Raw genomic sequence first — 11,802 nt, 5'->3', positions numbered from 1 at the left:
AAAATTAGACAAAAAAGGGGGTCGACCAAATTCATGGTCGACCCCCTGATTGCATCATCTAATCGCGTTGATTAATTGATTACTTAGCTAAACGTGCAGCCATCCGTGACTTGTCACGGGCAGCCTTATTGCGCTTGATTAAGCCCTTTGAAGCGGCCTTGTCAACTGCAGCACTAGCAGCGCGGAATAAGTCTTCTGCGTTGTCGGCGCCAGCCGTCTTGGCTTGTTCGAAACGCTTAACGGCAGTACGCATCGTACTCAGTTGAGCTGAGTTACGTTCGTTTGCCTTGACGTTCGTCTTTGCACGTTCGATTGCTGATTTGATAATTGGCATGAAAATTTCACCTCCGAATGAGAAATCCTAGTACCGGAAATCTTAATTTCAACGTATGTTATTATACAGAAGCCACGGGGGGAATGCAATAGGTTAGCACGATAAATGTAAAGTAATTTTACTTGATAGGCAATGTAGCGAAAACACTTGCTATTTAATCGTGACTCCCGTATGATAGATAACTGTGCTAAGCACAAACCCTTAACTTAGTTTATCTGGCGGCCACCGCCGACTTACTCAGTTTCGGGCACTTATATTGAAGGGTGGTATATTTACCATGGCTATTAGTCAAGCAAAGAAAAACGAAATCATCAAGCAATACGCACGTCACGAAGGCGACACGGGTTCTACTGAGGTCCAAGTTGCTGTTTTGACCGCTGATATCAACGAAATCAACGTTCATATGCAACAACACCGTAAGGACTTCCATTCCCAACGTGGTTTGATGAAGAAGATCGGTCACCGTCGTAACTTATTAGCTTACTTACGGAAGACTGACATCCAACGTTACCGTGAATTAATCAAGAGCTTGGGTCTGCGTCGTTAATTTGCCGCGCCACTCGGTCCATTTCCTTTATTGGAAATGGACTTTTTTGTTTGCCTTCAAGCAAGCTTGCCGTCTTGGTTCTTTAAAATGGCAAAGTATGGTAGAATGTAAGAAGTTTAATCATGGACGAATTTAGGCTATTTGGCCTACAAGAAAACGCTGATCAGTTACTGGTCAGAGATTGAATTGAAACTATCAAAGATACTTGAGGTGAACTTATGAGTGCAAAGATCAAGATTATCCCGTTTGGCGGTGTTCGCGAAAACGGTAAGAACATGTATGCCGTTGATGTTAACGGTGGAATTTATATTTTAGATTGTGGGTTGAAGTACCCGGAAAATGAGTTGTTGGGAATTGACGTTGTTATCCCAGACTGGGCCTATTTACGTGAAAACAAGGACCGAATTGTTGCGGTCTTTCTAACTCATGGCCATGCTGATGCAATTGGGGCACTCCCTTACTTTTTAAGTGAGTTCAACGTGCCCGTATTCGGTTCAGAAATGACGATTGCTTTGGCGAAAATCGACGTTGCAGCTGAGCCTAAGGTGAAGGACTACGATGACTTCCACGTCATCGATGAAAAGACGGAAATTGACTTTGGTGACGTGGTCGTTTCCTTCTTCTCTACGACCCATTCGATTCCAGAATCATTGGGGATCGACTTAAAGACCGACGAAGGCCAGATCATTTATACTGGGGACTTTAAATTCGATCAGACAGCTAAGCCAGGGTACCAAACCGACTATGCCCGTTTGGGTGCCATCGGTCAGGCTGGGGTCTTGGCGGTATTAAGTGATTCTGCTAATGCCGAAAATCCAGCGATGAATGCCTCAGAACAGACGATTGCGGAGTCTATCGAAGAAACGTTCCATTACCGGGACGGTCGGGTCGTTGTCGCCTGTGTGGCATCCAATATCTTGCGGATTCAACAGGTCTTTGACGCAGCCGCCAAGACTGGACGCAAGGTTTGCTTGACCGGACAGGATCTCGAAGCTATTGTGAATACGGCAATGAAGCTGGGAAAGTTGTCCTTTGACGACGATCTGTTGGTGACTACAGAACAATTGGATCAGTTATCACCGTCTGAAATCGTGATTTTGCAGACGGGTAAGATGGGTGAACCAATCAAGGCAATTCAACGGATGGCTAACAAGCAAGAAAAGGACCTGAATATCCAAGAGGGAGATTTGGTCTACATCACCACGACGCCTTCACATGCCATGGACACGACGGTTGCCCAAACGCGGGACATGATCTACCGAGCTGGTGGGGAAGTTAAGGCCATTTCTGATGAACTGAATTCATCAGGTCATGCCTACAAACGCGACCTTCAGTTAATGTTGAACCTCTTGAAGCCAAAGTATTTGGTGCCTATTCAAGGGGAATACCGGTTGTTAAATGCGCACGCTAATGCGGCCATGGAGTTAGGCATGCCAGCCGACCACATCTTCATTTTGGCTAAGGGCGATGTCTTGACCTATGCTAATGGTGAAATGGGCCTTGGCGAAGGTATCGATGTGAGTGATACCATGATCGATGGTATCGGTGTCGGTGATATCGGTAACATTGTGTTGCGTGATCGGAAGGTCTTGGCCGACGACGGAATCTTTATCGCCGTTGTCACGATTGATCGGAAAAAGAAACAGATTGTCGCTGATCCTAAGATCACGTCCCGTGGCTTCGTCTACGTTAAGGCCAATAAGGATTTGATGCAGGAAAGCGCCCAGATCATTCGCAAGGCCGTTCAAAATAACTTAGACAATAAGGAATTTGATTGGGGCCACTTAAAGCAGGATGTGCGGGAACACTTGAGTCACTATCTGTTTGAGCAAACGCACAGACGGCCAGTAATCTTGCCAGTTATCATGGAAGTTAACCAGCATCATCGGCGAACGAGTGGCAAGGAAAAGCCGGTCACTAATCAAGAGACACCCGTGAAGACATCAAAGTCTAAAGACAAGTCAACGCCTAAGAAAGATAAGAAAGATACGACAGATAAGGCCGCACATAAGCCACGTCGTAATCGGAAACGTCGTCGGACACCAAAACCAACGACAACGGATAAAGCATAATTAAATCTGACGGACCGAAAGCCATCTAGGCCTCGGTCCGTTTTGAGTCAAAGAAAAGAGGAGACGGTCATGTCAGAATTTACGAGTCCAGCTGCCCGTGAAAAAGCGTTTGCAGCCGCACAGACGGACTTTGCCGCCAAAAATTGGTCGTCAGCCGCTGCAGGCTTTGAACGCCTGTATGAAGATCAACAGACAGCTACGGTGAATCGCTATTTAGTTGCCAGCTTGTATCATGACCAACAGTATGCTGCTGCTGAACAGGTGGCCGCTGAACAGGACGGCATTTATTTGCAATCGGCTAAGACTTTTCAGCTCCGCTTAGATGTGGCTTTGCAAAATCAACAGTTTATTTTTGCTAGGGAATTTTGTGAACTCCCGGCAGCACAGGACTGGCGTGCCGGTGGCTTGGCCCAAATTGAAGCAGCTGAGGTGGCTAGTCAGGCAACGTTAGGCCGCACACAACGCGTGATTGCGAAACAATTTTATCACTTAGGGGACGTCTCATTTGCCGAACAACGACAACGGTTGGAACGGGCGCGTCAATTGCCGCTATTGCAGTTCATGCAGGGCGTACAGTATCTGCTGGTTGATCCGTTTTTACATCCACTAATGCGGGCGACCTTGCTTGAAGAATTATTACGATTACGAACAACCCAACCGGTTCAGTTGCATTGGTTGGATGAACAGGTTTACACTATACAGACGAAGGATCTGCGACCAGTAAATGCGAGTCAGGCTGCTGCTGAGATTCAACATTTCCTACAGGATCAGTTAGGACAAAGCGACCCGGTGTTGGCTGCCAACGTTCAACAGGTGGTGACACTTCAATTAATGATGCTTTATCCGTTTATTGATCGTGTTATCACCAAACCGGTCTTATGGGTGCGAACTTTAGCAGGGTTGCCCTTGCCTGATGAGGTGTCGGCGGATGATTTAAATCGAATTTCTGACTGGCAGAAACGATTAAATCACTATTCGGCGGAACTTTTTGGGGCAATTGGGGACGAAAAACACGAAAAACCGTAAATTCAGCGATTTTTTAGTTTACAAATAATTCTGCAGCATATATACTGGTCAAGGATTCTTTTTTGGGAGGGTTCCAGCTTTCCCTTTCCGAAAAGAAGTAGTATAATTTTACGCAAAGGGTGATTAATTTTCGTTAGAAGGTTAATTACGCTTGCGATAAAATACAGGAGGGTTTCATTAATGGCTGAAAAAGAACATTATGAAAGAACTAAACCCCATGTAAATATTGGTACTATTGGCCATATTGACCATGGGAAAACGACGTTGACTGCTGCAATCACTAAGGTACTTGCTAGCAAAGGTTTAGCAAAAGCCGAAGATTACGCTGACATTGATGCTGCTCCAGAAGAACGTGAACGTGGTATCACGATCAACACTGCCCACGTTGAATACGAAACTGAAAAGCGTCACTATGCGCATATCGATGCCCCAGGACATGCTGACTACATCAAGAACATGATTACTGGTGCTGCCCAAATGGACGGTGCTATCTTGGTTGTTGCCGCTACTGATGGCCCTATGCCACAAACGCGTGAACACATTTTGCTTGCTCGCCAAGTTGGTGTTGAATACATCGTTGTCTTCTTAAACAAGACTGACCTTGTTGACGATGACGAATTGGTTGACTTAGTTGAAATGGAAGTTCGTGAGCTGTTGTCTGAATACGATTACCCTGGTGATGATATTCCAGTTATTCGCGGTTCAGCTTTGAAGGCTCTTGAAGGCGACGAAGAACAAGAAAAGGTTATCCTTCACTTGATGGACGTTGTTGATGATTACATCCCAACGCCAGTTCGTGAAAACGACAAGCCTTTCTTGATGCCAGTTGAAGACGTCTTCACGATCACTGGTCGTGGGACTGTTGCTTCTGGTCGTATCGACCGTGGGACTGTTAAAGTCGGTGACGAAGTTGAAATCGTTGGTTTACATGACGACGTTTTGAAGACGACTGTTACTGGTCTTGAAATGTTCCGTAAGACGTTGGACCTTGGTGAAGCCGGGGATAACGTTGGTGCTTTACTCCGTGGGATTAACCGTGAACAAGTTGTTCGTGGACAAGTTCTGGCACAACCAGGCTCGATCCAAACGCACGAAAAGTTCAAGGGTGAAGTCTACATCTTGAGTAAAGAAGAAGGTGGCCGTCATACGCCATTCTTCTCAAACTACCGTCCACAATTCTACTTCCACACCACTGATATCACTGGTGTTATTGAATTGCCTGATGGCGTTGAAATGGTTATGCCTGGTGACAACGTGACGTTCACTGTTGAACTGATCCAACCAGCTGCCATTGAAAAGGGTACGAAGTTCACTGTCCGTGAAGGTGGCCACACTGTTGGTGCCGGTACCGTTACGGAAATTGACGACTAATTAATCTAATTAATTAATTGTACCGCGAGGCCCGAAAAGCTTATCTTTTCGGGCCTTTTTGTTTACCATGATTCAGTCGTGGTGGACTGGCTAAAATTCCTGAAATCGGGGCCGCTTTCATTTTCAGCCGATTTTAACTGGAAATTGGAAACAATCCCCCGTCATTCACGGACTTTCGGCAAAAACCATTTTACAATTTGGATAGCATAAGGTACACTAATACAGTATGCAATTGATAGAATTGTAAATAGTAATATCTTTCATTTCGGAGGGAAAATAATGGCTGCAAAGTGGGAAAAAAAGGGCACTAATCAAGGCGAACTGACCTTTGAAATTGCTCCTGATAAGATCAAAGAAGGCTTGGACAAAGCTTTCCAACAGACCAAGAAGAACCTGGCTGTTCCAGGATTCCGTAAGGGCCGTGTACCGCGTCAAATTTTCAACCAAATGTACGGTGAAGAAGCACTCTACCAAGATGCTTTAAACATTGTTTTACCAGAAGCTTACGATGCTGCTATTAAAGAAGCTGGCATCGAACCCGTTGACCAACCCCAAGTGGATGTTGAATCCATGGACAAGGGTAAGGCTTGGGTTCTGAAGGCCGTTGTAACGGTTAAGCCAGAAGTTAAGTTAGGCGATTACAAGGGCTTGAGCGTGACTAAGCAAAACACTCGGGTTTACCAAAAGGACATTGATGCTGAATTAGAAAAGCAACGTCAACAACAAGCTGAATTAGTTCTGAAGGAAGACGAAGCTGCTGCTAAGGGCGATACTGTTGTGATCGACTTTGATGGCTACGTTGATGGCAAACAATTCGACGGTGGTAAGGCTGACAACTACTCCTTGGAATTAGGTTCTAACTCCTTCATTCCTGGCTTTGAAGACCAATTAGTTGGTCACAAAGCTGGCGAGAATGTTGACGTTAAGGTAACCTTCCCTAAGGATTACCAAGCTGAAGACTTACGTGACAAGGAAGCAACCTTTAAGGTTACCATCCACGAAGTCAAAGAAAAGCAATTACCTGAATTGGACGATGAATTCGCTAAGGACGTTGACGAAGAAGTTGACAGCTTAGAAGAATTACAAGCCAAGACGAAGGATAGCTTGAAGGAACAAAAGACGACTGCTGCACATGACGCAATCGAAGACGAAGCCATCAGTGAAGCTGTTGACAACGCTGAAATTGCTGAAGTACCAGAAGCCATGATCAAGGAAGATATCGACCGTCAAATGGATCAATATTTGGCTAACATGCAACAACAAGGTATCGAACCTAAGATGTACTTCCAATTGACTGGAACGACTCAAGACGACTTGCGTAAGCAATTCACTGACGGTGCCGAAAAGCGGGTTAAGACTAACCTGGTTCTGGAAGCCGTTGTTGAAGCCGAAAAGATCGAACCAACGGAAGACGAAGTTAGTGCCGAAGTCAAGGACTTGGCTAGCCAGTACGGTATGGAAGAAAGTGCCGTACGGAGTGCCCTTTCTGATGACATGTTGAAGCACGATATCGCTATCAAGAGCGCTGTTGACTTGATTGCTGATTCCGCTAAGCAAGACAAGAAGAAGGATGCCGAAGACAACGAGTAATCGTTAACTTACGACAACTTGACCGGGATGACAGACGGCTGTTGTCCCGGTTTTCGTATAAATAAGTCCAGATTATCCGGGCCGAGGCGAAATAATTTTCTCGCGGCGTCAACTGTGGTATAGTACACGATTGATAGGTAATCTAGTTAGTTCGATGGGTTTACTGACCAAAGTAATGTGTCATTAATTAGGCTTAAGCCTGGAGAGAAAGGGTGAGTTTATTGTTTGAAAACACCGAAACGAATGGCCCAGTAACTTGTTCATTCTGTGGGAAATCGCAGGATCAAGTGCAAAAGATCGTTGCCGGACCGGGTGTTTACATCTGTAATGAATGTATTGACCTGTGTAAGGAAATTATCGATGAAGAGTTCAGCCAAGATACCGCGCAAGAAACTTTAGAGGTACCGAAGCCGGCAGATATCGTCAAGACACTTAATCAATACGTAATTGGCCAAACCGAAGCCAAGCGGACCCTTTCCGTTGCGGTTTATAATCACTATAAGCGGGTCAACGAAATGGCGCAGGCTGACGATGATGGTCCTGAATTACAGAAGAGTAACATCGCCGTTATTGGACCAACTGGTTCTGGGAAGACTTACCTGGCGCAAAGCCTGGCAAAGATTCTCAATGTCCCATTTGCCATTGCGGATGCGACGACATTAACTGAAGCCGGCTATGTCGGTGAAGACGTTGAAAACATTCTTTTGAAGCTCCTGCAAAATGCCGATTACGACGTTGACCGGGCTGAAAAGGGTATTATCTACATTGACGAAATCGATAAGATCGCTAAAAAGTCCGAAAATGTCTCGATTACGCGAGATGTTTCTGGTGAAGGGGTGCAACAAGCACTGCTGAAGATCTTGGAAGGTACGATTGCTAACGTGCCACCTCAGGGCGGTCGGAAGCATCCCCAACAAGAATTCATCCAAATTGATACGACCAACATCCTCTTTATCGTGGGTGGGGCGTTTGATGGGATTGATGGCATCGTTAAGCGTCGCTTGGGTGACCAGACAATCGGGTTTGGTGCCGACACCAAGGAACAGAATGTGCTGGCTTCAGGCGACAGCATGATGCAGCACATCATTCCAGAAGACCTCCTACAATTTGGGTTGATTCCCGAATTTATCGGGCGGTTACCAATTTTAACAGCCTTGGAGAAGTTAGACGAAAACGATTTAGTTCGAATCTTAACGGAACCCAAGAACGCATTGGTCAAGCAGTACGAAAAGCTGTTATCCTTGGATGGGGTGGAACTCCAATTCCAGCCCGCTGCATTGCGTGAAATGGCCAAGTTGGCAATCTCACGGAACACGGGTGCTCGTGGATTACGGTCGATCATCGAAGACGTTATGCGTGACATCATGTTTGATCTGCCAAGCCGTAACGACGTGGAAAAGGTTATTATTACCGCGCAAACGGTCACAGATCATGCGGAACCAGAATTGGTTTTAAAGGATCAAAAGGCGTCATAATTTTTGTGTCGAAAAAGATCAGCTGCGGCTGGTCTTTTTTTTAAATAATAATGACCAAATGAGTTTTCCCTTTTAGAATTAATTTAAAAGCAAGCCAAATACCGGATACACTGCTTTTGAACCGTTTTCCGAAGCAGCTGGGACGAAGAACGGCCTGCTGTGACCGGAAATTCTGTGTTAGAATGGTGAAAGATATTTTGGAGAGGATGGCACAACTAATGGAAGTAAATCACGTGGAATTAGTCATGAGTGCGGTTGATCCCGCGCAATATCCAACAACGGGGTACCCAGAAATCGCCTTTGTTGGGCGGTCGAATGTGGGAAAATCGTCATTGACCAACGTCCTCATCAACCGGCGTTCGTATGCGCGGACCTCAAGTCAACCGGGGAAGACGCAGACCCTCAACTTTTATAACGTGGAGGATCAACTCTACTTTGTCGATGTTCCCGGCTACGGTTACGCGAAGGTTTCCAAGTCGGAACGGGAAAAATGGGGGCAAATGATTGAAACGTACCTGACGCAGCGCGACCAATTGCGCGGGGTAATCTCGTTAGTTGATGCTCGTCACGCACCGACTGCAGATGACGTTCAGATGTATCAATGGTTAGCCTACTACGACTTGCCAACCTTGATTGTTGCCACTAAGAGCGATAAAATCGCGCGTGGTAAATGGAATCAAGCTGTGAGCCAGATTAAGAAATCTATGGGCCTACAGAACACTAACAACATCATCATGTTCTCCGCACCCAAAAAGATTGGTAAGGATGCCGTCTGGAATTGGATCGAAGAACAAGCCTTTGGGGAGGAATAAATTTGGAATTTAATGATTATCAAAAAGCTGCTAACCGGACACTGTATGGTAATGAGCAGGTGCTAACGAATTGTGCATTAGGTTTAGCGGGTGAATCCGGCCAAGTCGTTGAGTTGGTCAAACGCTATACCTTTCATGGGAAGGATCTTGATCACGACGCGCTCGTCAAGGAAATGGGCGATGTGTTGTGGTATCTGAGTCAGATCGCCCAGTGGGCAGACATCGATTTTGATGAAGTGGCTCAAGATAACATTAAGCGACTGAATGAACGTTACCCACACGGTTTTCAACCAACGCGCTAATTAAAAAGGGACCCACGGCAATGTTGTCGTGAGTCCCCTTTATTTAATCTGTCGCGTGGTCTTTGTTGAGTTTGGTCTGGTCTTCCTTAGTCAGACCTTTGGGCCGCTTGTCGTCCTTGTGGGCGTCTTGACGCTTGAGAAACTTGTCGCGTTTGACGTCGGTAGGATCCATTTGCGCAAATTTGCCGAACATGGAGTCCAGATCATCTTGTCGTTTAACTTTAAGTGCCAATTCAGCCACCTCCTTGCTTGTTTGCAGTTATCATAGCAGAATTACGGTCGTTTGTCATTTTTCAGTTTAATTTTGAAAGGTGGCCGGTTAAATTTGCAGTGTTGCTTGGGTAGGTAGGTTAGGGAGTGAATTGCTTGCACCAAACACGCATTCGGCTTATACTTTATAAGCTATTTAATGGACGAAACGGGAGGGATGCGCCTTGGCATCAGAGTATTTAGAACACAAGCTGGCATTATTGCCGGGACTTCCCGGCTGCTACCTCATGAAAAACATCAACAGTCAGATTATTTACGTGGGGAAGGCTAAGAATTTAAAAAACCGGGTCCGCTCATATTTCAAGAGCAGTCATACCGGAAAGACGGCGCAGTTGGTCAGTGAAATCGTGGACTTTGAAACGATTATCACCTCGACTGATAAGGAAGCCTTTTTACTTGAAATTACGCTGATTCAAAAGCACCAACCGTACTTTAACATCAAGCTTAAACGAGGAACTGGGTATCCCTACATTAAAATTACCAACGAACGCGATCCACAACTCATTTTGGTCAGCAATATCAAGAAGGATGGGGCGTACTACTTTGGGCCTTATCCCAACGTATATGCGGCCGAAGAGACGATTCATTTTCTCCAAAAGGTCTATCCCTTGCGGCGATGCACCGGTTATCAAGGCCGACCGTGTCTGTACTATCACATGGGGCAGTGCTTGGGCGCCTGTTTTAAGGAAGTTCCAGAAGAGGCGTACGCCAAGCAGATTCGTAAGATCAAGTCCTTCCTAAATGGTAATGTGGGCCGGGCTGAGAAAGAATTGACGACCCGAATGAACAAGGCCGCGGCCGATATGGCCTACGAACGGGCCGCGGACTTGCGAGACCAGATCCGCTATATTGAGGCTACGGTCGAAAAGCAGAAGATTATTTCCAACGACAGCACGCCACGGGATATCTTCAACTTTTATTTGGACAAGGGCTGGTTGTCGATCCAAGTTTTCTTCATTCGTCAAGCGCGGTTGATGAAACGAGAGAAGCGCTTGTTCCCAATCGTGAACACTGCCGAAGAGGAATTGGCTAGTTTTATCGTGCAATTTTATCAACGTAAGAACACGGTCTTGCCACGGGAGATTTTAGTGCCTAGTAGCATTGATGGGGAGGTCATTGAAGAGATTCTGCACGTCCCCGTGCGAACGCCACAACGGGGCACCAAGCGGGACTTGCTTGAAATGGCCGGGAAAAATTCGCGCCTGGTTTTGGAAGAGAAATTCCGTTTGCTGGAGCTAGATGAAAGCAAGACCACGGGGGCCATGAAAGAAATCACCGATGCCTTGGGCATTGCACCAGGGCATAAAATTGAAGCGTTTGACCACTCACACATTCAAGGGGCTGATTTGGTTTCGGCAATGGTGGTCTTCGTAGATGGTCAACCCAATAAGAAGTTGTACCGAAAGTATAAATTGCGAACGGTCGACCATGCCGATGAAACGGCTAGCACATTGGAAGTTATTCGGCGCCGGTATACACGTTTGCTGAAGGAACACGGTCAGATGCCGGATCTGATCTTGATGGATGGTGGCGACATTCAGATGAACGCGGTTAAGGAAGTGCTCGAAGACGAGTTAGACCTACACATTCCGGTCGCAGGGATGGTCAAAAACGATCATCATAAGACAGCTGACTTACTGTTTGGTCCGGACGACCATCATATTCAGCTGGATCCCAAAAGCCAAGGTTTCTACCTGGTCCAGCGAATTCAAGATGAGGTTCACCGATTTGCGATTACCTTCCATCGTCAAGTGCACTCGAAGCATTCGTTAAGTTCACGCCTAGATTTGATTCCTGGTGTTGGGCCAAAGACGCGGAATAAGTTGTTGCGTAAGTTTGGGTCCACTAAAAAGATCAGTGCGGCAAGTATTGATGATTTACGCGGCCTAGGCATTAGCAAAGAGGTTGCCCAGACCATTCACATTACGTTAGCAGCGGAGACGGCGGAGATCAAAAGTCCGCGCACCCCATCACAACTTTGACGTAGCACCGATTTGTCGGTA

The 11,802-nt window shown here is 46.1% G+C and carries 11 protein-coding genes; 9 read left to right on the top strand and 2 right to left on the bottom strand.

Translation table 11 applies throughout. The features are described from left to right. Positions 1–79 precede the first annotated feature (79 nt). Positions 80–334, bottom strand: a complete 255-nt coding sequence (rpsT, locus tag FAY32_RS09515; protein ID WP_143463204.1) for a 30S ribosomal protein S20 — start codon at positions 332–334, stop codon at positions 80–82. A gap of 277 nt (positions 335–611) precedes the next feature. Between rpsT and rpsO the strand changes: the two genes are divergently transcribed. The 8 genes from rpsO (at position 612) to FAY32_RS09475 (ending at position 9,529) form a co-directional block, all read left to right on the top strand. Beyond that, positions 612–881 (top strand): 30S ribosomal protein S15, encoded by a 270-nt coding sequence (gene rpsO / locus FAY32_RS09510; RefSeq protein ID WP_048735866.1) that lies wholly within the window; start codon positions 612–614, stop codon positions 879–881. A 218-nt stretch (positions 882–1,099) separates the two neighbouring features. Further along, positions 1,100–2,953, top strand: coding sequence for a ribonuclease J (locus FAY32_RS09505; protein ID WP_143463203.1), 1,854 nt, complete (start codon positions 1,100–1,102; stop codon positions 2,951–2,953). Between the two features lie 69 nt (positions 2,954–3,022). Next, positions 3,023–3,979 (top strand): hypothetical protein, encoded by a 957-nt coding sequence (locus tag FAY32_RS09500; protein ID WP_143463202.1) that lies wholly within the window; start codon positions 3,023–3,025, stop codon positions 3,977–3,979. A gap of 180 nt (positions 3,980–4,159) precedes the next feature. Continuing rightward, on the top strand, positions 4,160–5,350 hold the full coding sequence (tuf, locus tag FAY32_RS09495) for an elongation factor Tu (protein WP_143463201.1): 1,191 nt from the start codon (positions 4,160–4,162) through the stop codon (positions 5,348–5,350). Between the two features lie 279 nt (positions 5,351–5,629). Continuing rightward, positions 5,630–6,940, top strand: a complete 1,311-nt coding sequence (gene tig, locus FAY32_RS09490; protein ID WP_143463200.1) for a trigger factor — start codon at positions 5,630–5,632, stop codon at positions 6,938–6,940. A gap of 221 nt (positions 6,941–7,161) precedes the next feature. Beyond that, a complete protein-coding gene (clpX, locus tag FAY32_RS09485; RefSeq protein ID WP_143463247.1) occupies positions 7,162–8,415 on the top strand; it encodes an ATP-dependent Clp protease ATP-binding subunit ClpX in 1,254 nt (417 codons plus the stop codon). A 218-nt stretch (positions 8,416–8,633) separates the two neighbouring features. Further along, on the top strand, positions 8,634–9,227 hold the full coding sequence (yihA, locus tag FAY32_RS09480) for a ribosome biogenesis GTP-binding protein YihA/YsxC (RefSeq protein ID WP_143463199.1): 594 nt from the start codon (positions 8,634–8,636) through the stop codon (positions 9,225–9,227). A gap of 2 nt (positions 9,228–9,229) precedes the next feature. Continuing rightward, complete coding sequence (locus FAY32_RS09475) at positions 9,230–9,529, top strand: nucleoside triphosphate pyrophosphohydrolase family protein (RefSeq protein ID WP_048735873.1); 300 nt, start codon at positions 9,230–9,232, stop codon at positions 9,527–9,529. Positions 9,530–9,572: 43 nt separating this feature from the next. Here FAY32_RS09475 and FAY32_RS09470 read toward each other — a convergent pair whose 3' ends face one another. Then, positions 9,573–9,761 (bottom strand): SPJ_0845 family protein, encoded by a 189-nt coding sequence (locus FAY32_RS09470; RefSeq protein WP_143463198.1) that lies wholly within the window; start codon positions 9,759–9,761, stop codon positions 9,573–9,575. Positions 9,762–9,963: 202 nt separating this feature from the next. On the opposite strand from FAY32_RS09470, the gene uvrC reads away from it, so the two are divergent. Further along, entirely contained in the window at positions 9,964–11,781 is a 1,818-nt protein-coding gene (uvrC, locus tag FAY32_RS09465) for an excinuclease ABC subunit UvrC (RefSeq protein WP_143463197.1), read from the top strand. The last annotated feature ends 21 nt before the right edge of the window (positions 11,782–11,802 follow it).

Origin of the sequence: Levilactobacillus enshiensis (assembly GCF_007115095.1) — a bacterium.
GTDB classification, from domain to species: Bacteria; Bacillota; Bacilli; order Lactobacillales; family Lactobacillaceae; genus Levilactobacillus; species Levilactobacillus enshiensis.
Note: the sequence above shows the minus strand (reverse complement) of the source record. Positions and strands in the feature narration are given on the sequence as shown.